This is a genomic window from Ferrigenium kumadai (genome assembly GCF_018324385.1).
Lineage (GTDB): Bacteria > Pseudomonadota > Gammaproteobacteria > Burkholderiales > Gallionellaceae > Gallionella > Gallionella kumadai.
This window is the reverse complement of record NZ_AP019536.1, coordinates 805,339-825,987: the sequence shown is the minus strand read 5'-3', so window position 1 is coordinate 825,987 and position 20,649 is coordinate 805,339. Positions and strand designations below refer to the sequence as shown.

Annotated in this window: 20 protein-coding genes; 12 read left to right on the top strand and 8 right to left on the bottom strand. The window is 62.4% G+C overall.

Annotated elements, in window-relative coordinates:
* The first annotated feature begins 133 nt into the window (after positions 1–133).
* From kaiC to FGKAn22_RS03960, 7 genes are all read left to right on the top strand, one after another.
* Positions 134–1,867: a circadian clock protein KaiC gene (gene kaiC, locus FGKAn22_RS03990; protein ID WP_212786690.1), complete on the top strand. Its 1,734-nt coding sequence runs from the start codon at positions 134–136 to the stop codon at positions 1,865–1,867.
* Positions 1,864–2,178, top strand: a complete 315-nt coding sequence (locus tag FGKAn22_RS03985) for a circadian clock KaiB family protein (RefSeq protein ID WP_212786689.1) — start codon at positions 1,864–1,866, stop codon at positions 2,176–2,178. Before kaiC ends, FGKAn22_RS03985 begins: the two co-directional genes overlap by 4 nt.
* Positions 2,179–2,190: 12 nt before the next feature.
* Positions 2,191–2,517 carry a circadian clock KaiB family protein gene (locus FGKAn22_RS03980; RefSeq protein WP_212786688.1) on the top strand — a complete coding sequence of 109 codons (327 nt, stop codon included), beginning with the start codon at positions 2,191–2,193 and terminating at the stop codon, positions 2,515–2,517.
* Between the two features lie 23 nt (positions 2,518–2,540).
* Entirely contained in the window at positions 2,541–4,640 is a 2,100-nt protein-coding gene (locus tag FGKAn22_RS03975) for a PAS domain S-box protein (RefSeq protein WP_212786687.1), read from the top strand.
* A complete protein-coding gene (locus FGKAn22_RS03970; protein ID WP_212786686.1) occupies positions 4,637–4,996 on the top strand; it encodes a response regulator in 360 nt (119 codons plus the stop codon). Before FGKAn22_RS03975 ends, FGKAn22_RS03970 begins: the two co-directional genes overlap by 4 nt.
* Before the next feature lie 76 nt (positions 4,997–5,072).
* Positions 5,073–6,530 (top strand): GGDEF domain-containing response regulator, encoded by a 1,458-nt coding sequence (locus tag FGKAn22_RS03965; RefSeq protein WP_212786685.1) that lies wholly within the window; start codon positions 5,073–5,075, stop codon positions 6,528–6,530.
* Complete coding sequence (locus FGKAn22_RS03960) at positions 6,523–8,943, top strand: HD domain-containing phosphohydrolase (protein ID WP_212786684.1); 2,421 nt, start codon at positions 6,523–6,525, stop codon at positions 8,941–8,943. Before FGKAn22_RS03965 ends, FGKAn22_RS03960 begins: the two co-directional genes overlap by 8 nt.
* Before the next feature lie 11 nt (positions 8,944–8,954).
* Here FGKAn22_RS03960 and FGKAn22_RS03955 read toward each other — a convergent pair whose 3' ends face one another.
* From FGKAn22_RS03955 to FGKAn22_RS03940, 4 genes are read right to left on the bottom strand one after another with little or no spacing between them, the layout of a single operon-like run.
* On the bottom strand, positions 8,955–10,286 hold the full coding sequence (locus tag FGKAn22_RS03955; RefSeq protein WP_212786683.1) for a nicotinate phosphoribosyltransferase: 1,332 nt from the start codon (positions 10,284–10,286) through the stop codon (positions 8,955–8,957).
* On the bottom strand, positions 10,286–10,870 hold the full coding sequence (locus FGKAn22_RS03950) for an isochorismatase family protein (protein WP_212786682.1): 585 nt from the start codon (positions 10,868–10,870) through the stop codon (positions 10,286–10,288). The genes FGKAn22_RS03955 and FGKAn22_RS03950 overlap by 1 nt, the downstream gene beginning before the upstream one ends.
* Positions 10,871–10,874: 4 nt before the next feature.
* Positions 10,875–12,305, bottom strand: a complete 1,431-nt coding sequence (locus FGKAn22_RS03945; protein WP_212786681.1) for an RtcB family protein — start codon at positions 12,303–12,305, stop codon at positions 10,875–10,877.
* A 9-nt stretch (positions 12,306–12,314) separates the two neighbouring features.
* Positions 12,315–12,731 (bottom strand): archease, encoded by a 417-nt coding sequence (locus tag FGKAn22_RS03940; RefSeq protein WP_212786680.1) that lies wholly within the window; start codon positions 12,729–12,731, stop codon positions 12,315–12,317.
* A 175-nt stretch (positions 12,732–12,906) separates the two neighbouring features.
* Between FGKAn22_RS03940 and FGKAn22_RS03935 the strand changes: the two genes are divergently transcribed.
* Positions 12,907–13,896, top strand: coding sequence for a CapA family protein (locus tag FGKAn22_RS03935; RefSeq protein WP_212786679.1), 990 nt, complete (start codon positions 12,907–12,909; stop codon positions 13,894–13,896).
* 14 nt (positions 13,897–13,910) lie between these two features.
* On the opposite strand, the gene FGKAn22_RS03930 is transcribed toward FGKAn22_RS03935, so the two are convergent.
* Positions 13,911–14,687 (bottom strand): ZIP family metal transporter, encoded by a 777-nt coding sequence (locus FGKAn22_RS03930; protein ID WP_212786678.1) that lies wholly within the window; start codon positions 14,685–14,687, stop codon positions 13,911–13,913.
* A gap of 134 nt (positions 14,688–14,821) precedes the next feature.
* Between FGKAn22_RS03930 and FGKAn22_RS03925 the strand changes: the two genes are divergently transcribed.
* Positions 14,822–15,472: a YceH family protein gene (locus tag FGKAn22_RS03925; protein WP_212786677.1), complete on the top strand. Its 651-nt coding sequence runs from the start codon at positions 14,822–14,824 to the stop codon at positions 15,470–15,472.
* Positions 15,473–15,488: 16 nt separating this feature from the next.
* Here the strand turns inward: FGKAn22_RS03925 and pgeF are convergent, their stop codons facing one another.
* Both pgeF and rluD read right to left on the bottom strand, forming a co-directional pair.
* Positions 15,489–16,223 (bottom strand): peptidoglycan editing factor PgeF, encoded by a 735-nt coding sequence (gene pgeF / locus FGKAn22_RS03920; protein ID WP_212786676.1) that lies wholly within the window; start codon positions 16,221–16,223, stop codon positions 15,489–15,491.
* Complete coding sequence (gene rluD / locus FGKAn22_RS03915; protein WP_212786675.1) at positions 16,210–17,205, bottom strand: 23S rRNA pseudouridine(1911/1915/1917) synthase RluD; 996 nt, start codon at positions 17,203–17,205, stop codon at positions 16,210–16,212. The genes pgeF and rluD overlap by 14 nt, the downstream gene beginning before the upstream one ends.
* Between rluD and FGKAn22_RS03910 the strand changes: the two genes are divergently transcribed.
* The 3 genes from FGKAn22_RS03910 (at position 17,204) to FGKAn22_RS03900 (ending at position 19,482) form a co-directional block, all read left to right on the top strand.
* Positions 17,204–18,001 (top strand): outer membrane protein assembly factor BamD, encoded by a 798-nt coding sequence (locus tag FGKAn22_RS03910; protein ID WP_212786674.1) that lies wholly within the window; start codon positions 17,204–17,206, stop codon positions 17,999–18,001. The two genes, rluD and FGKAn22_RS03910, sit on opposite strands and share 2 nt — an antisense overlap.
* A complete protein-coding gene (locus FGKAn22_RS03905) occupies positions 17,998–18,540 on the top strand; it encodes an NUDIX hydrolase (protein ID WP_212787146.1) in 543 nt (180 codons plus the stop codon). The genes FGKAn22_RS03910 and FGKAn22_RS03905 overlap by 4 nt, the downstream gene beginning before the upstream one ends.
* 66 nt (positions 18,541–18,606) lie before the next feature.
* Entirely contained in the window at positions 18,607–19,482 is an 876-nt protein-coding gene (locus FGKAn22_RS03900) for an MlaA family lipoprotein (RefSeq protein ID WP_212786673.1), read from the top strand.
* Positions 19,483–19,759: 277 nt separating this feature from the next.
* Here the strand turns inward: FGKAn22_RS03900 and htpX are convergent, their stop codons facing one another.
* Positions 19,760–20,641, bottom strand: a complete 882-nt coding sequence (gene htpX / locus FGKAn22_RS03895; RefSeq protein ID WP_212786672.1) for a protease HtpX — start codon at positions 20,639–20,641, stop codon at positions 19,760–19,762.
* Positions 20,642–20,649 lie beyond the last annotated feature (8 nt).

Genomic DNA, 20,649 nt, shown 5'->3' with positions numbered 1-20,649 from the left:
GGTCATTTCTACCGCGGATGTGCATGCTCGACTTTCGGCGTCTTGTACCCGGCATACGGCCCGGATTGGAAAATCGGAGCGGAGCACGAGCTTGCGATAAGGCCATATTCTTCAATGATCGTGGAGGCAGGACATGCGCAAGAAAACCCAAACAGTGGCGGCTGCCAGCGCCGGGTTGCTCAAATGTCCCACCGGCATCCCCGGCCTGGACCAGATCACCAACGGCGGCCTGCCGCAGGGACGCACGACGCTGGTGTGCGGCGGGTCCGGCTCTGGCAAGACGCTGTTCGGCATGGAGTTCCTGGTCATGGGCGCCACAGAATATGGCGAGCACGGCGTGTTCATGTCCTTCGAGGAAAACGCCGATGAGCTCGCCCGCAACGTGGCCTCTCTGGGCTTCGACGTGCAGTCATTGGTAAATAAAAAGCAGCTGGTCGTCGACCATGTGCGCATCGAGCGCAGCGAGATCGAGGAGACCGGCGAATACAATCTGGAAGGTCTGTTCATCCGCCTGGGCTATGCCATCGATTCCGTCGGTGCAAAGCGGGTAGTGCTGGATACCATCGAGGCGCTGTTCGCCGCCCTCGCCAACGCCGGCATCCTGCGCGCGGAGCTGCGGCGGCTGTTCCGCTGGCTCAAGGACAAGGGCGTCACTGCCATCGTCACGGGCGAGCGCGGCGAAAGCGGCCTCACCCGCCACGGGCTTGAGGAATATGTCTCCGACTGCGTGATCCTGCTCGACCAGCGGGTCAGCGAGCAGGTCGCCACCCGCCGCCTGCGCATCGTCAAGTACCGCGGCTCCGCCCACGGCACCAACGAATATCCCTTCCTGCTGGACGAGCAGGGCTTCACGGTGGTGCCCCTTACCGCCATCAGCCTGCAATACCAGGTACCCACGGATTTCGTTTCCACCGGCATCGCAAAACTCGACGCCATGCTGGGCGGACGCGGTTATTACCGGGGCGGCGCGTTGCTGGTATCGGGCACCGCCGGCACCGGCAAGAGCAGCATCGCGGCACACTTCGCGGAGGCCGCCTGCCGCCGGGGCGAGCGCTGCCTGTACTGCAACTTCGAAGAATCACCGGACCAGTTCATGCGCAACATGCGCTCCATCGGCATCGATCTGAAGCACTGGGTGGACAAGGGCCTGCTGCGTTTCCAGGCGGCGCGGCCATCCACCTACGGCCTGGAGATGCACCTGGCTGCCGTCGAGCGCACCATCGATCAGTTCCAGCCCACCGTGGTGGCGTTCGATCCCGTCTCCAGCTTCGAGGTGGCGGGCAGCTTCCCGGAGGGCAAGGCCATGCTGATGCGCCTGGTGGATTTCCTCAAGTCCAGGCAGATCACCGCCTTGTTCACCAGCCTCACCAGCGGCGGAAGCCCGTCCGAGCAGAGCGAAGTGGGTATCTCATCGCTGATCGACATCTGGCTGCTGCTGCGCAACCTGGAACAAGGCGGCGAGCGCACCCGCCTCCTGTATGTCCTCAAGGCGCGCGGCATGGCCCATTCCAACCAGGTGCGCGAGTTCCTGCTCACCGACCGAGGTGTGGACCTGGTGGAGGTGTACATGGGGCCGAACGGCATCCTCACCGGTTCGTCCCGAGCATTCCAGGAACTCACGGACGAGGCGACAAACCTTGCCCTTGGCCGAAACGCGGAGCGCAGGCGCCTGGTGATCGATCACAAGCGCAAGGCGCTGGAGGCCCGGATCGCCGAGCTCCAGTCAGAGTTCGAGATCGAGCGCAGGGAAATGGAGGAAGCCATTGCCGAAGCAGAAGGCAGCGCTCAGAGCCTGCTTGCCGGGCGCATCGAGGCGGGCCGGCAGCGGGAAGGCTCCGCGTCCGGCAACTCTGGAGAACGGAAATGAATGAAGCCGAGAAGCCAGTAACGCCAGCGGGCGATGCCGAATGGGAGCTGCGGCTCTATGTGGCCGGGCAGACTCCGCGGTCCATCGCCGCCTTGAACAATCTCAAACAACTGTGCGAGACCCATCTCAAGGGACGTTATCGCATCGAAGTGATAGACCTGATGGTGAACCCGCAACTGTCCCGCGAAGACGAGATCCTGGCCGTGCCGACCCTGGTGCGCAAACTGCCGGAGCCGATACAGAAGATCATCGGCGACCTTTCCAACACCGAACGGGTACTGGTCGGCCTGCAGTTACGGCCGGGACATTGACAGGAGGCGCAGATGAGCAATGCCGAACAAAAGACTGCAAGGCAGGCCGAAGCGGGAACCTACGTCCTGCGCCTCTATGTGAGCGGCGCGACGTCGCGCTCGGTGACGGCGATCGAGAACCTCAAGGAGATCTGCGAGACCCATCTGCAAGGCCGCTATGACCTGCAGGTCATCGACATCTACCAGCATCCGGAACTGGCCCGCAGCGCGCAGATCATCGCCGTCCCCACCCTGATCAAGCAGCTGCCGACGCCCTTGCGGCATCTGGTGGGCGACTTGTCGGAAAAGGAAAAGGTGCTGGTCGGGCTGGACCTGGTTCCAAGGCCCGCAGCTGACTAACCTCATGCAGATCCGGAATCGCCATGTCTGACACCCCCAACAACGAATCGCTCCTTCAGGAAAACCGGCAACTGCGAGCCAGGCTGGAGGAACTCGAGGAGACGTTGCGCGCCATCCGCAGCGGCGAGGTGGATGCCCTGGTCGTGTCCGGGCCGGAAGGCGAGCAGATTTACACCCTGAAGGGCGCAGAGGAACCCTATCGCGTGATGGTCGAGGAAATGACCGAAGGGGCAGTCACCTTTTCCATGGAGGGCATCATCCTCTACTGCAATCAGCGCTTCGCTGAACTCCTGAAAGTGCCGCTGGAACAGGTGCTGGGCTCGCATCTGCGGAATTTCGTTCCGCCCGCAGAACTTTCCGCCCTGGAAACAATGCTGACGCAAAACTGCGATCCCCCCGTCCGCTGCAGAATCACCCTGCAGGCGGCGGACGGAACCAGAATGGCCTCGCTCTTCTCCACTCGTGCTCTCAAGCTGGACGCAGTGGACGCCATCGCCGCGGTGGTCACCGATCTGTCCGAAGTGATCGCCGCCGATGAAGCCAGGTCACGCCTGGCATTGATCGTCGAATCGTCGAATGATGCAATCATCGGAACAACGCTCGACGGTGTGGTGGAAAGCTGGAACGCAGCCGCGGAGCGGCTGTTCGGCTACACCGCCGCGGAGGCGGTCGGGCGCCCTGTCCAGTCTCTCGTGGTTCCGTCCGAACACGCCGGCGAGGTTGCTCGGAATTTGGACACCATCGGGCGAGGCGAGCGCACGGGGGCCATGGAAACGGTGCGGCAGCGCAAGGACGGCACGTTGATCGACGTATCAGTAACCGTGTCTCCCATCAAGGACGCCGCCGGCAGGATCGTCGGTGGGTCAGCCAACCTGCGTGACATCACGGAACGCAAGCAGGCTGAAGAAAAATTGCGCCTGTCGATCGAGCTCCTGAGAATGATCGCCGAGACGATCCAGGACGTGTTCTGGATCAGTTCGCCTGGCGTAAAGGAAATGCTCTATATCTCCCCGGCCTACGAACGCCTCTGGGGGCGCAGTTGCGAAAGCCTGTACCGCAATCCGCTGTCGTTCCTGGATGCCGTCCATCCCGATGACAGGACGATTCTGATGCGCATCGTGAAGGAGAAGCACGCCCAAGGGAAAGCCTACGAAATCGAGTACCGGACTGTGAGGCCCGGCGGCGAGATGCGCTGGATGCACGAACGAGGTTTCCCCAGCTTTGACGCCGACGGACACCTGAAAGCCATGACCGGTGTCGTTTCCGACGTCACCGAACTCAAAAAGACACAGGCCGAGTTGGAACAGCACAGGCAACACCTGGAGGAACTCGTGCAGCTACGCACGATGGCATTACGCGAGAGCGAGGAGCGATATCGTCGCAAGGCCAGCGAACTCGAGGCCGCCAACGCAAAGCTGCAGGAGCTGGACCGCCTCAAGTCCATGTTCATCGCCAGCATGAGCCATGAATTGCGGACACCGCTTAACAGCATCATGGGCTTCACCGGCGTCATCCTGCAGGGCATCGCAGGGCCTATCAACGAAGAGCAAAGGAAGCAACTCGCCATCGTAAAGGAAAGCGGATCGCATCTGCTGCAACTCATCAACGATGTGATCGATGTGAGCAAGATAGAAGCCGGAGTGGCGGAGGTCGTCGTTGCCGAGTTCGATCTGGCCGGGCTGGTGCGGGAAGTGGCGGATTCCTTCGCCGTCGCGGTGCAAAAAAAGGGGATCGAACTGGCCGTCGATGCGCCGGAAAACCTGCCGGTCGCCAGCGACCAGCGCAGGGTCAGGCAGATCCTGGTCAATCTGCTCGACAATGCGGTGAAGTTCACCGACAGCGGCCGCATCGAGTTCAGCCTGAGCGCCGACGCCGAAGGCGTAGAGATCATGGTGCGGGACACCGGCATCGGCATCGACCGCGAGGACATGGCGAAACTTTTCGGTGCGTTCAGCCAGATCGTGGTCGATGGCAGGCCCAGGGAAGGCACGGGACTGGGCCTGTATCTATCGCAAAAGATGGCCAACCTGCTGGGCGGGCGCATCGCGGCACAAAGCAAGCCCGGCAAGGGCAGCGTGTTCATCCTGTCCTTGCCGGCCAATTTCAGGAGGGGCGACGAATGAAAAGGATACTGGTGGTGGAAGACAACCTGGCCAACATGTACCTCATCGATTTCATCATGACCCATGCAGGATATCAGGTGCTCAAGGCCGAAACCGGCGAGAAAGCCGTCGAACTGGCGTTGCAGGAAAAGCCGGATCTCGTCCTGATGGACATCCAGTTGCCCGGCATCGACGGACTGGAGGCGACCCGGAGGATCAGGAAATCGGAGGGAGAACAGAACATCACGATCGTGGCGTTGACCTCCTTTGCCATGACCGGTGACAAGGAGCGGGCATTGGCGGCGGGCTGCACAGGTTACCTGGAAAAGCCCATCAACCCCGAAACCTTCCTGAACGACATCCGGGGATATCTGTAGCTCATCCCCGGGAAAGTCATCGATAGAAAACGGTTATAGACAGAACGTGAGTGATGCAAATTCGGAGCCTCGCCAAGTGAAAATATTGATCGCGGACGACAAGGCAGAAAACCGCTACCTGTTTGAGGTACTGCTCAAGGCATACGGCTATGAGGTCGTGAGCGCCGCCAATGGAGTGGAGGCGCTGGAGATGCTGCGGCAGGACCGGGTAGGACTGATCATCTCGGACATCATGATGCCGGTGATGGATGGCTTCAAGCTGTGCCGGGTCTGCAAGCAGGATGAGCGCCTGAAGGACATCCCCTTCATCTTCATCACCGCGGCCTATACCAGCGAGAAAGACGAGCAGTTTGCCATGAGCCTGGGCGCCGACAGGTTCATACGCCGCCCGATCGAGTCCGATGACCTTATCGGCATCGTCAAGGACGTCGTTGCGAAACAGCGCGCGGGGCATACCCCTTCCCTCCCTGCTCAGGAAAAAGAGGAGGCTTCCTATCTGGCGGAATATGCGGAACGGGTGGTCAGCAAGCTGGAACAAAAGGTGAATGATCTGGAAGTGGAGATCGCTGCGCGCAAGCAGGCCGAGCAGCAGTTGAACCAGTACACGGAGGAAGTCGAGGACCTGTACAACCGCGCGCCCTGCGGCTACCACTCTCTGGACAAGGACGGGGTGTTCGTGCGGATCAATGACACCGAACTCTCCTGGCTCGGCTACACGCGGGAGGAACTGGTCGGAAAAATGAATTTCGCCGACTTGATCACTCGCGACAGTCTGAAAGCTTTCCAGGAATGTTTCTCGCACCTGAAAGAGCATGGCAGTGTGCTCGATATCGAATTCGACATGCTGCGCAAGGATGGCACGGTCCTGCCGGTGCTGATGAACGCATCCGTTGTCAAAGATGATAACGGCGATTATCTGATGTGCCGGGCGACCGTGTATGACATCACCGAGCGCAAGGCCCTGCAGCAGGAACTCGAGCGCCAGGCGCGCACCGATTCCCTTACGGGGATATCCAACCGGCGCTACTTCATGCAGCGGGCCGAGCAGGAACTGGGACGCTCCCGCCGCTTCGGGCATACGCTGTCGATGTTGATGCTGGACATCGACTTCTTCAAGGCGGTGAACGACAACCATGGACACGCGGCCGGGGACATGGTGCTGATCCTGCTGGCGAAGATAGCCTGCAATGCGGTACGCGACGTGGACGTGCTCGGCCGCATCGGTGGTGAGGAATTCGCTATCCTGCTGCCCGAGACCGATACCCAGATGGCGGCCCAGGTGGCGGAGCGCTTGCGCCAGGAGATCGAAACCGCCAGCGTGCCGATCGAGCAAGGCCCGGCCATACATTTCACCATCTCCATCGGAGTCGCCACTTTGCGCGACGACGATGCCGGCATCGATGCGCTGCTCAAGCATGCCGACCAGGCGCTGTACGAAGCCAAGCAGACCGGGCGCAACAGGGTCTGCATCGCGAACGCAGGCACGCACCCTATGCCTGCGCAAGCGACGGAGGGAGGCGCCTGCGATGAATGAGGCGAAGATACTGGTCGTCGACGACCAGGCCGAGAACCGCTACCTGCTGGAGGTCCTGCTCAAGAGCCGCGGCTTCGAAATGGTGCCCGCTGAGAACGGAGCGGAGGCGCTTGCCAAGCTGAGAGCGGAAAAGATCGACCTGATCATCTCGGACATCCTGATGCCGGTGATGGACGGTTACCGGTTGTGCCGGGAATGCAAAGGCGATGAAACGCTGAAAGACATCCCCTTCGTTTTCATGACGTCATCCTATACCGACGAGAAGGACGAGCAGTTTGCGTTGAGCCTGGGAGCGGACCGCTACATCCGCCGGCCGCTTGAAGCCGACGCCCTGCTGGGCATCGTGGAAGAGGTCATCAGGGAGCACCGAGAAGGACGTGCGGCATCCCGCCAGGTGCCGGCCAAGAAGGAAGAGCACTACCTTGCCGAATACAGCGAACGGGTGTTCAGCCAGCTGGAGCGCAAGGTCAGGGAGCTCGAGGCGGAGATCGCCCGGCGCAAGCAGGCGGAAAAGGAACAACTGGAGGAAGTCACGTTCTCCAATATGCTGGTGGACGGACTGCCCGGCGTGTTCTTCCTGCTCGACCTGCAAGGGCGCTTCGTCCGCTGGAACAAGAACCTGGAAATACTTCAGGGCCGGCCGCCATCGGAGATTTCCGGGGCCGATGCGCAAGGCTTCATTTGCGAGCAAGACCGGCATCTTCTTGTCGAAAAGGTAAGGGAGACCTTCCAGAATGGCCGTGCGACCGTGGAGTTGCGCATACTCCGGAAGACTGGCGAGACGCGGCACTATGTCTTCACCAGCAGCCTGTTTGTCAGGGATGCGGCGAAATATATCGCCGGTTTCGGGATAGACATCACCGGGCGCAAGCAGGCCGAAGAGACACTGCGCGAGACCCGTGACTACCTGGAAAACCTGTTCAACCATGCCAATGCACCGGTCATCGTGTGGAACCCCTCGTACCAGATCACCATGTTCAATCATGCCTTCGAGCATCTGACCGGACGGAAGGCGGACGAAGTCATCGGCAAACAGATCGACATCCTCTTCCCTGAAGACCGCAAGGATGAAGCCCTGACCCTTATCCATCAGACCCAGAAAGGAGAACGCTGGGAGACGGTGGAGATTCCGATACTGCATACGAGCGGCGCGGTCAGGACAGCCTTGTGGAACTCTGCGACGCTCTACTCGGCTGACGGGAAGACCGTGGTAGCCACGATGGCGCAAGGACAGGACATCACCGAGCGCAAGCAGGCTGAAGAAGCGCTGCGTAATGTCAACCGCGCGCTCAAGACATTGAGCGCCTGCAACCACACACTGGCTCATTCGAACAGCGAAGAACAACTCCTGAAGACCATGTGCCATGCCATCGTCGAAAAAGGCGGCTACCTGCTGGCATGGGTGGGCTATGCGCAGCAGGACGAGGCGAAATCCCTCCAGCCTGTCGCGCAATATGCCGTGCGGCCCGGGTATCTCGATGAGACCGTGATCAGTTGGGGGGAAGGTCCTGCCGGATACGGCCCAACCGGCACGGCAGTGCGCGACGGACGAAAACAAATCGCCCAGCATATCGAGACCGATCCGCGCATGGCCCAGTGGCGGGACAAGGCACTCTCTTATGGTTATCAGTCGAGCATTGCGCTGCCCTTGCGTGAAAATGGCGGCATCCTCGGTGCATTGACCATCTACGCCGCAGAACCGGATGCATTCGATACCGAAGAAGTGGTGCTGCTCGAGGAACTGGCAGGCGACCTGGCCTATGGCATCCAGTCGTTGCGCACACGGATAGAACGCGACCAAGCAGCAGAAGCAAACCGCCAGTACCTGGGACAAATCAGCACCAACCTTACCGAGACCATCCAGGCCATCGCCGCCACGGTCGAGATGCGCGACCCCTATACCGCGGGCCATGAAAAGCGCGTCGCCGAACTGTCTGTGTCCATCGGCCAGGAGCTGGGCATGGCAAAGGAACAGCTGGACGGGCTGCGCATCGCCGGGACGGTGCACGACGTCGGCAAGATCAGGATCCCGGCTGAGATCCTCAGCAAACCGCTCTCCCTGAACGTGCTCGAATACGGGCTGATCAAGCTTCACCCGGAAGCCGGCTACGATATCCTGAAAGGCATCAACTTCCCGTGGCCTATCGCAGACATCGTTCGGCAGCATCACGAGCGGCTGGACGGGTCGGGTTACCCGAGGGGACTAAAAGGCAGCGAGATCCTTCTGGAAGCCCAGATCCTGGCGGTGGCCGATGTGGTCGAATCCATCGTATCCCACCGCCCCTACCGCCCGGCATTGGGTCTGGAAGCCGCATTTGGCGAGCTGACGGACAAGCGCGGCAAGCTCTATAACGCGGATGCGGTCGATGCCTGCATCAGGCTGTTCAAGGAAAAGGGTTTCGTTTTCCCATAGCTTCAAGAGCGTCATTTCTGCGCATCGACCGCTCCGGCCAGCTGTTGCAGGGCCGGAGCGATCTCAACGGGATAGGCAGGCCCTTCTTCCAGCAACGCCAGGTGCACGGGAAGCTTGCCCAGGTTGTCTGCGGCATCGCGGCGCGCCTCTTCCAGCGCGGGCTGCGTCAATCGGCGTCCGCCGCGCATCACCGGAACCAGCAGCGGCTCTCCCATCTGATGATCGTCTTCCAGGCTGACGACATCCCCCGCCATACGGCCTTGTTCGTCATAGCTGCGCCACACCTGCTTGCGTCCCGGCCAGGTAGCCTTGCCGATGGATCGCTTGCGCCGCGGCTTGCTCGCATATTCCTGCAGTTTGTAGGCACAATCGAGGTAGGGCACGTCGGCGGAAGTATCGAGCCGGGTTCCGATGCCGAAGCCGTCAATGGGCGCCCCCCGCGCGAGCAACTCGCGCAGCCGGTATTCGTCGAGGTCGCCGCTGGCGAAGATGGTGGTGGCCTGCAGCCCGCCGTCGTCGAGTATGCGCCGCACGCGTCGCGCCAGTTCGCCCAGGTCGCCGCTGTCCAAACGCACGCCCTTGATGGCGATGCCCTCCCCTGCCAGTTCATGTCCCAACTCCACCACCTTGTGCGCGGCGGCCTCGGTGTCGTAGGTGTCGATCAGCAGCACCACGTTGTCCGGCTGGGCATGGGCGAAACTGCGGAAGGAGTCGATTTCGGAATCGTGTGCCTGCACGAAGGAATGCGCCATGGTCCCGAACGCAGGAACGCCGAAGCGCGCGCTGGCGAGCACCGTGGAAGAACCGGAAAAACCGGCGAGATAAGCCGCACGCGCGGCCAGCAGACCTGCTTCGGCGCCGTGGGCACGGCGCAGACCGAAGTCCACCAGCAGCTTGCCGGGCGCCACCAGCACCGAGCGCGCCGCCTTGGAGGCGATCAGCGTCTGGAAATTCAGCAGGTTGATAAGGCGGGTCTCGACCAGTTGCGCCTGTGGCATCGGCGCCACCACACGCAGCAGCGGCTCGTTCGGAAAGCACACCGTGCCCTCTGGCATCGCATACACCTCGCCCTCGAAGCGCCAGTCCGCGAGCCAGTCGACGAACCCATCCGAAAAGCGTTTCGTGGAACGCAGCCATTGCAGTTCCTCTGCAGTGAAGCGAGCCTGTTCGAGAAAGTCCAGCGCTTGTTCCACTCCCGCCGCCATCAGGAATCCGCGCCCCGGCCGCAGCTTGCGCACGAAGAACTCGAATACGGCGGTCTCGTTCATGCCGCGCTCGAAGTAGCCCTGCAGCATGGTGAGCTGGTAGAGGTCGGTGAGCAGCAGGCTGGTTTCGCTGTTCATTACTCCAGCTCCGCCGAGGTGGCGAACTGCGCACCGAGCTGTTTCATCTCTGCCAGCGCGCGCGCGCCGTCGCCGGGCTGCACGTTGACGGCGCACACCGCATCGGTCAGCACCACGACGCCGAATCCCCGCATACGGGCATCGCGCGTGGTGGCGAGGACGCAATAATCGGTGGCGAGCCCGCCGATGAAGATGCACCGCACGCCGGCGTGCCGCAGCATCCCCTCGAACCCGGTGCCGCCGAATACCGAGTACGCCTCCTCGTCCACGCGGGTGGCCTTGTAGATCAGGGTTGCGGTCGACGGCAATTCGAGGATGGAGGAAAACGCCGCGCCCGGGGTGTCGGCCACGCAATGAACCGGCCAGGGACCACCCTGCTCCCGAAACGAACAGTGGCCGACGGGGTGCCAGTCGCGGCTGGCGAAGATCGGCAGCCCGTGTGCGAGGAATACCGCTATGGCCTTGTTGATCGGTGCGAGCACCCGATCGCCGTCGGGCACGCCCAGGGCGCCGCCGGGCAGGAAATCGTTCTGCACATCGACGACGAGCAGCGCATCGCCAACACCGGGTATCAATTTATCCATGACATCACCCCTTCACACAGACCAACGGAACCAGCTTCGCCACCTTGCGCGCCAACCCCGCACTGTCCGCCGCATCGACCACCGCGCTCACGTCCTTGTAGGCGCCGGGCGCCTCTTCCGCCACGCCGCGGAAAGACGGACTGCGGATCAGGATGCCGCGTTCCGCAAGTTCGTCGGTGACCTCGCGCCCGTGCCAGCGGCGCGTGGCCTCATGGCGGCTCATTGCGCGTCCCGCACCGTGGCAAGCCGAACCGTAGGCGAGCTTCATGCCTCGTTCGGTGCCCGCAAGAATGAACGAGGAGGTGCCCATGCTGCCGCCGATCAGCACCGGCTGGCCCGCGGCACGCAGGGCGGATGGAATATCCGGATGGCCTGGACCGAAGGCGCGTGTCGCGCCCTTGCGGTGCACGTACAGCCTCCGCTGTCGTCCATCCACCTCATGTTCCTCGACCTTGCAGGTGTTGTGCGACACATCGTAGAGCAGCGGCAGGCGTGCCTGCGGGAACACTTGCGCGAACACCTGTCGCAGCAGGTGGGTGAGGATCTGTCGGTTCGCCAGCGCGCAGTTGATCGCGGCGCGCATCGCGCCCAGGTAGCTGCGCCCGAGCTCGGATTCGATCGGCGCGCAGGCAAGCTCGCGGTCCGGCAGCACGATGCCGTGGCTGGGCGCTGCGACCACCATCTGCCGCAGGAACTCGGTGCCGATCTGGTGCCCCAGGCCGCGCGAGCCGCAATGGATGCTGACGACCACGTCGTCCACGGCAACCCCGTAGGCGGCAGCGATCTTCTCGTCATAGACCTCGGCCACGCGCTGCACTTCGAGGTAGTGGTTGCCGGAGCCCAGCGTGCCCATCTCGTCGCGCTGGCGCTGCTTGGCCTGCACCGATACCTGTTGCGGCATGGCCCCTTTCATCTGCCCGCCCTCCTCGACGCGTTCGAGGTCGGCGGCATCGCCGTAGCCGCGCTCCACCGCCCAGCGCGCACCGCCGGTCAGCATGTCATCCATTTCCGCCGCGGACAGGCGCAACTCCCCTGTGCTGCCCACGCCGGCGGGAATGGCGCGGGACAACGCATCGGCCAACCGCACCTGCTGACGGAGAAGCTCGGCGGATTTCAGTCCGGTATGCAGGCAGCGCACGCCACAGGAGATGTCGAAGCCCACGCCACCCGCGGAGACCACGCCGCCTTCATCGGCATCGAAGGCGGCCACGCCGCCGATGGGAAAACCATAGCCCCAGTGAGCATCGGGCATCGCATAGGAGGCGCGCACGATGCCGGGCAGCATGGCGACCCGCGAGGCCTGCTCTCGCACCTTTTCGTCCATCGCGCGCATCAGCGCCTCGTCGGCGAAGATCACCACCGGAACGCGCATCGCGCCGGTGGCGGGAGCCTGCCACTCGAATTCGGAAATGCGTTCGAAACCTGAAAGGTCCATTACACCTCCTCAGACGTCCACCACACACTGCGCCAGCCAGCTGCCGTCTTCCCGATGGCGAACCGACAGAGCGGTATAGGTCGCCCCCTTTGGTTCTACGGCGGGCCGGTGGCGGGAAAGTTCCACCGGTTCGCCCCACGCAATGGCGTCGAGACAACCGTCCGCCAGCCTCACCTCGTAGCGGCTGAACAGCATGTGGCGCGTCGCCATTTCGTAGATGACGGCGTTGAGCCAGTCGGCCAGCAGCAACTCCATGTCGGGCGCTTCGCAGCTCAGCTCCACCTTGTCCACGGAGCTCACTCCCGCCGGATCGGTGACGATGGCGGTGAGCGCCAGCGCGGCCTGTTCGAACGCCTCGGCACAGGAAGCGCCGAGGCCGCGCACGCCGATGTCGGACTCATGCGCGAAATGTTCCCAGTGTCCCATCGCTCATTTCCATTCGAGGCTCCATCGATTCCCGAAGACAGGAACGGCAATCGCTCCATGCATCGCCTCTGGATTCTAGACCCCATATGAGACGCTTGAAATAAAGTGTTATCGTTAGTTTGTTCAGCAAAAGCCGTACTTCGCAACCGGTCTGACCGGCGACAGGAGGACAGGAATGCGCACCCTCGCGTTGACAGGAGATGTGATGCTCGGCCGCGGCGTCAACGAGGCACTGAAGTCCATGCGCCCAGCCGATCCATGGGGCGACGTGCTGCCTCTGCTGGCTCAGGCCGACCTGCGCATTGTCAACCTGGAATGCGCCCTCACCGCCCATGAGCAGCCTTGGTCGCGCGGCTGGAAGATGTTCAATTTCCGCGCCGATCCGGAAACCGTCGAAGTGCTGAAAGCCGCGCGCATCGACGCCTGCTCACTTGCCAACAACCATACGCTGGATTTCGAGGAACAAGGACTGCTCGACACGCTGCAAGTGCTGGATGCCGCGGGCATCCTCCATGCGGGCGCGGGCGTGAACGCGCAAGAGGCAGCGCAGCCGGCGCTGTTCGAGACGCGAGAATCAACCCCCTGGCGCGTGGCGATGCTGGCGTTCACGGACAACGAACCCGGCTTCGCCGCCCAGAGTGACCGCCCCGGCACCAATTTCATGGAAGTCGCAACCGATGACGCGACGCTGGCGCGCATCGCTTCCGGCATTGCGCAGGCGCGCGAACAGGGCGCCGACCTGGTGGTATTTTCCAACCACTGGGGAGCCAATTTCATCGAGCGCCCGTCGCCCGCTTTCCGGAATTTCGCCAGGCGCGTGATCGAGCTCGGGGCCGATGTCTATTACGGCCACAGTGCGCATCTCTGCCAGGGCATCGAGCTGCATCAGGGCAAACCCATACTCTATGACACCGGCGACTTCATCGACGATTACGCCGTCCATCCGCTGATGCGCAACGACCGCTCCTGTCTGTTCAGGCTCGGTTTCGAAGAAAGGGAGTTGAGAAAGATCGAACTGTTCCCGGTGACGCTATCAGTGGCGCAGGTCGCCCTTGCACGCGGCGCGGAACTCGACGACATATGCCAGCGCATGACCGCGCTGTGTCGCGAACTAAGTACACCGCTCGTCCGCCAAGGCGACAGGCTGGCGTGGGAGAAGAACTGAAGCGCCGCGAGCGGCTATTCGGCGATCAACAGGCCCACGAGGAATACAGAACTCACGCCCAGAACGATCATCACCACCTGCTGGACGGTATCGCGCAACGCCACGCGCTTGTGCAGCCCCGGAATCAGGTCGGCCACCGCCACGTAGATCATGCTTGCCGCGGCGAGGGACATCAGCGTCGGCACGATGCTCTGTGCAGACTGCAGGGCGAAGTAGGCCAGCACACCGCCCACCAGTGTCGCCACGCTGGACAGCAGGTTGACGCGCAGGGCCTGCGCCTTGCTGTACCCGGAATGCAGCAGGATCATGAAATCGCCGACTTCCTGCGGGATCTCGTGGGCGATGATCGCCAGCGCGGTGACGATGCCGATATGGATGTCGGTAAGGAAAGCTGCCGCGATGATCACCCCGTCCACGAAGTTGTGGAAGGTATCGCCCACCATGATCATGGTGCCGCTGCGGCCATGCGTATCGATCACATGCGACTCATGCGGCTCGTGTGCCTCGCAATGATCATGGTGGCAATGGCGCCACAGCAGCAGCTTTTCCATGGTGAAGAATGCCAGGATGCCGACCAGCACTGTGCCGCTCACCGCCTCCGCACTGCTGGAGAGAGTCATCGCCTCGGGCAAAACTTCAAGGAATGCCGCACCGAGCAATGCGCCGATGGCATAGCTGACCAGCGCGCTCACCCAGTGAGCTCGGGCGTTCAGCGCGAACAATGCCGCGCACAGCACGCTCAGCGCGCCGCCGATGAGGCTGGCCACAACGATCCAAAGCAGGACGCTCATGAGTTTTATCCGGAGGAATTGGGGGATTAAGGGCGCGAATTATAACGGATTGCCCCGATGCTTGCGGTCGCATGCCGGCCGCCCATGCATGCGTGATAGCATTCGGCCCCGTTACACCACTGCAGGCAACCGAGATGACACTTCCCATTTTCTCCCCCCTTGAAGCGCGCGTACTCGGCGTGCTGATCGAAAAAGAAAAAACCGTACCCGACTCCTACCCGCTCTCGACCAACACCCTGACCCTGGGCTGCAACCAGAAGACCGCACGCGATCCGGTGATGGCGGCAACGGAAAACGAAGTGCAGCTCGCCATCGACGCGCTCAAAAGCCATGCGCTGATCGTCGAGTCGAGCGGCGGACGCGTGATGCGCTATGCCCACAATGCGCGGCGCGTGTTCCAGTTGCCTGAACAGTCCGTCTCGCTGCTGGCGGTGCTGATGTTGCGCGGGGCCCAGACCGCAGGCGAACTGCGCATCAACGCAGAACGGCTGCACCCGTTCGCCGACATCTCCTCGGTGGAGGCATTCCTGGAAGAACTGGCGGAAGCCGACACGCCCTGGGTGGTCAAACTGCCCAAGCTGCCCGGCTCGCGAGAACACCGCTGGGCGCACCTGCTGTGCGGTGCAGTGGACGAAGAAGCGTTCAAGATCGCATCGAGCGCCGCACCGCAGAGTGTCGACCTCGGCGAAGTCGCGGCGCTCAAGGCGAATGTCGCGCGGCTCAACGATGAGGTCGCCGGCCTGCGCGCGATGGTCGAAAAGATTCAGTCCGAACTGGGGATGTAAGCTCTCCGGCCGAACATCATCCCAGCCAGATGAACGTACCCATGCGCCCGGTCACGCCGTCACGCCGGTAGGAGAAGAAGCGTTCGCGCTCGCGGTAGGTGCAATGGCCGCCGCCGCAGATCTTCGTGATGCCCAGCGCCTCCAGACGCAGGCGCGCCAGCGCATACAGATCGGCATACCATTTGCCGTGATCTCCGCCGACGAAAGCGGCTGCAGCCTGCGGCTGCACCGCGACGAAGGCGTCGCGCACTTCCCCGCCCACTTCGAAATGCTCCCGGCTGATCGCCGGCCCCATCCACGCCATCAGGTTCTGCGGCGGGACATCCATCGCCAGCACCGTGGTCTCGATCACGCCATCGCAGAGTCCGCGCCATCCGGCATGCACCGCACCGACGACCGTGCCCTGCTCGTCGCACAGCAATAGCGGCAGGCAGTCGGCCGTCATCACCACGCACACCGCCGCGCGGTGGCGCGCGATGCAGGCGTCAGCGCGCGGCTGGCAGCTGGCATGATCGGCATTGGCGACGATGGTGCCGTGCACCTGCTCCAGCCATACCGGTTCGCTGGGCAGCAATCTATTGAGGAATTCGCGGTTACGTGCCACCGCAAGCGGGTTGTCGCCGACGTGGCTGCCGAGATTCAGCGTGTCGTAGGGCACGGCGCTGATGCCGCCGTGCCGCGTGGTCTGGAGGGCCTTGACGTTGGCAGGCGCAGGCCAGTCGGGGATGATGCAATGATCAGGCAGATTCATGATTCGCCTCGCGTATCTGTTGCAGCAACCGCTCGAAGTCTTCCGGCAACGGCGCGTGCCATTCCACCCGTTCTCCGCTGACCGGATGTTCCAGCGCCAGACGCGTGGCATGCAAGGCTTGGCGCGGGAATCCCTGCAGCAACTCGCGCAGATGCGGCACGCAACGCTGCGCGCCCTTCAGGTACACGCTGTCGCCGACCAGCGGGTGGCCGATGTGCGCCATGTGCACGCGAATCTGGTGGGTGCGCCCGGTCTCCAGGCGGCAGCGCACCAGCGTGCAACTCGGGAAACGCTCCTCGATGTGATAGTGAGTCACCGCGGGCTTGCCGCTTTCCACCACTGCCATCTTGACGCGCTGGGTGGGGTGGCGCCCGATCGGCGCATCCACCGTACCGTCGCGGCGCAGTTCGCCCCACACCAGCGCGAGGTATTCGCGTTTCACGCTGCGCGCCTGCAACTGCCGCACCAGCGCGGTCTGCGCCGGGATGGTCTTGGCGACGACCAGCAAGCCGCTGGTGTCCTTGTCGAGGCGATGCACGATGCCCGCGCGGGGCACTTCGGCCAGCTGCGGCGCATGGTGCAGCAGCGCGTTCAGCAGTGTCCCTTCCCAGTTGCCGCTGCCGGGATGCACCACCAGCCCGACATGCTTGTCGATGACCAGCAAGGCATCATCTTCGTACACGATATCGAGCGCGATGTCCTCGGCCTGATGCGGTTGCTCGGAAGGGTGCGCCTGCGGCAGCACGGCGATGGCTTCGCCTCCCCACACCTTCTGTTTCGCAGTCGCCGCCGTGCCGTCCAGCGTGGCCTGCCCCTGTTCTATCCAGCCTTGCAGACGGCTGCGCGAATATTCAGGCATCAGCTTCGCCAGCGCCTGGTCGAAACGCATGCCCGCGCAGTCGGCGGGTACGACAAAATGCTGCGCCTCGGCGGCCTGGGGGTTTGCGTTATAATTCACCAAATTTTTTCCGGATTGAGTCATGCGCCATAGTTTAGCCGTTTTCCTTCTGCTCACGTTATCCGCCTGCAGCCTGCTCGAACCGCTGCCCGATGGTTCCGCGCAGGTCAAACAACAGTCCGCAGAGGAAATCTATGGCCTCGCCAAGACTGAACTGAACGACGGCAACTACGAGCAGGCGATCAAGCTTTTCGAGTCGCTGCAATCGCGTTATCCGTACGGACGCTATGCGCAGCAGGCGCTGCTGGAGGTGGCTTACGCCAACTACCGCCATGGCGAAGCGGAAGCCGCCGTCTCGGCCGCCGACCGCTTCATCAAGCAGTATCCCAACAACCCGCACGTGGACTATGCCTACTATGTGAAGGGGCTGGCCAACTTCAACGGCGAGATCGGCGTCCTCAGGTCGATCGGCGGACAGGACCCGACCGAACGCGACCCCAAGGCCGCACAGGATTCGTTCGCCGCATTCAAGGAACTGGTGACGCGCTTTCCCGACAGCAAATACGCGCCCGATTCCAGGCTGCGTATGCAGTACCTGGTGAATGCGCTGGCCAAACATGAACTGCATGTTGCAAGCTACTACCTGCGCCGCGGCGCATATATCGCCGCAGCCAACCGAGCACAGGGCGTCCTGACGCAGTACCCGAACAGTCCCTCGACGCGCGACGCACTGGAGATCATGGTACAGGCCTATGACGCGATGGGCATGACCGATCTCCGCGACGATGCCAAGCGCGTGCTGACTAAGAACACGCCCGCCAGCGAGGCCGCGGCGGCTGAAACCAAGCCTGGGAAGTCCTGGTGGCAGTTCTGGAAATAAACTTCTGTCCCTCCTGCGGTGCGGCGGTCGAGTTCCGCCGCCCCGACGATGACAATCGTCCGCGCCACATCTGCATCGCCTGCGGCACCATCCATTACCAGAATCCCAAGATGGTGATCGGTTCGATCCCCGAATGGGAGGACAAGATCCTGCTGTGCCGCCGCGCCATCGAACCTCGCCACGGCCTGTGGACGCTGCCCGGCGGCTTCATGGAAAACGGAGAGACCACCTCCGAGGCCGCCATCCGCGAGACGCTGGAAGAGGCCAATGCGCGCATTGCGATCGGCGACCTGTATTCGATGTACAGCCTGCCTCACGCCAACCAGGTTCACCTGCTGTTCCGCGCCACGTTGCTGGACCTGGACTTCGGCCCCGGCCCGGAAAGCCTGGAGGTCCGGCTATTCGGCGAGGAAGAGGTTCCCTGGGACGAAATCGCCTTCCGCCCGATCAAGTACAGCCTCGAGCATTATTTCGCGGATCGCCGCAAAGGCCAGTTCAGTTTCCACATGGGCGAACTCTCCGCCCCGCCGCGCTCGTAGGGGATAGCTTTACCGCGATTCGCCGGACAGCCTATAATCCATAAAAACCATCGCAGACAGAACGATATGTACACCATCCGCATCATGCTAGCCCTCGCCGCCGTCGCGCTGACCGGCTGCGCTTCCACACGCACGAATAATCCCGCCGATCCGCTGGAGTCGTTCAACCGCGGCGTCTACCAATTCAACGACACGTTGGACAAGGCCATCGCCAAGCCCGTTGCAAAAGGCTACAACGCCGTGATGCCGGAACCCGGCAAGATCCTGGTGACTAACTTCTTTTCCAATCTGGACGATGTCATCGTCACCGCAAACGACCTGTTGCAACTCAAATTCGCTCAGGCCGCTTCCGATGGTTCGCGTTTCGTGTTTAACACCACGTTCGGCGTGTTCGGCCTGCTAAACGTCACCTCCCGGCTGGAAAAACATGATGAGGATTTCGGCCAGACCCTGGGTTATTGGGGCATCGGCAGCGGCCCTTATATCGTGCTCCCCATCCTGGGCCCCAGTTCGGTGCGTGACGGCATCGGCCTGTACGTCGACAGCCGCCCGAGCAAGCTGCGCCGCGTCAACCACATGCGCACGCGCAACCAGCTTTATCTGACCAAGGCGGTCAATCGCCGCGCGCAATTGCTGGAACAGGAAAAGGTGCTGGATGAAGCAGTGATCGACCGCTATGAATTCATCCGTGACGCCTACCTGCTGCACCGCCAGAGCCAGGTATACGACGGCAATCCGCCGCGCGAAAAGTATGAAGAGGAGGACGAAGACATCGACAACAAACAGGTGCCTATCCCCAACGTGCCCTCTTCAAAACTTGAAAGCACACCTGCGGCACAATCAGTTGGCGAAGCGCAACCCGCAGAGACAGCGAAGCCGCAGATCAAAGCAGCGCACAGCGTGCACAAGGTGTGGGTGGCACAGAACACCGGAATCCGCTAACCGGTTTTGTTATTTCCAAACAAAAAGGCCCGCAATGCGGGCCTTTTTGCTTTCCAGCCTGAACGGATTCCACTCCACCCGCCCTATGACCGCCAATCGCCCCTTGCAGGGCGACTTCGGCCGCGACGAGGGTTTGCAGCCCACAGCACCGTAGTCGCCGCGACTGAAACTGCTTGAACCGATCCAGCCTGCCGCACTCCGCACGGCATCACCATTACCGATGGCGGGCGCAAAAAAGGCCCGCATCGCGGGCCTTCCAGTTTGCTGCCAAACAGGCTTAACGCCCGGCGCGCAATGCCTCGATGCGCTCATCCAGCGGCGGATGGGTCATGAACAGTTTGGCGAAGGCGTGACCGCCGGAGATGCCGAATGCGGCCATCTGTTCCGGCAGGGTCGCCTGCTCATGATTGACCTTCAGGCGCTCCAGCGCGGAGATCATCTTCTCGCGCCCGGCCAAGCTCGCGCCGCCCGCATCGGCACGGAACTCGCGCTGGCGCGAGAACCACATCACGATGATGCTGGCCAGCACGCCCAGCACCAGTTGCGCCACGATCTCGGCGACGAATGCGCCAATGCCGGGACCTTCGCGCCCATCGTTCTTCAGCAGCACGCGGTCGACGAAGTAACCGAACAGTTTGGCGAAGAAAATCACGAAGGTGTTGACCACGCCCTGGATCAGCGCCAATGTCACCATATCGCCGTTGGCGACGTGGCTGATCTCATGCGCCAGCACCGCCTCGGCTTCCTCGCGGCTCATGCTGTGCAGCAGCCCGGTGCTCACCGCCACCAGCGCGTTGTTGCGGTTCCAGCCGGTCGCAAAGGCGTTCACGTCCGGCGCGTCGTAGATCGCCACTTCCGGCATGCCGATGCCGGCCGTCTCAGCTTGGCGGCGCACGGTTTCCACCAGCCAGCGCTCGGTCGGGTCGGAGGGTTGTTCAATGACCTGCGCGCCGACCATGCGCTTGGCCGACCACTTGGACATCGCCAGCGAGATCAGCGAGCCGGCAAAGCCGATCACGGCAGACATCACCAGCAGCGCGCTAAAGTCGATGCCGCCGGTCTCCGTCACCCAGCGGTCCACGCCGAGCAGGCGCAGGGTGACGCTGATCACGGCCACCACCGCCAAGTTGGTCAAAATGAACAGAAAAATTCGCTTCATACAATCTC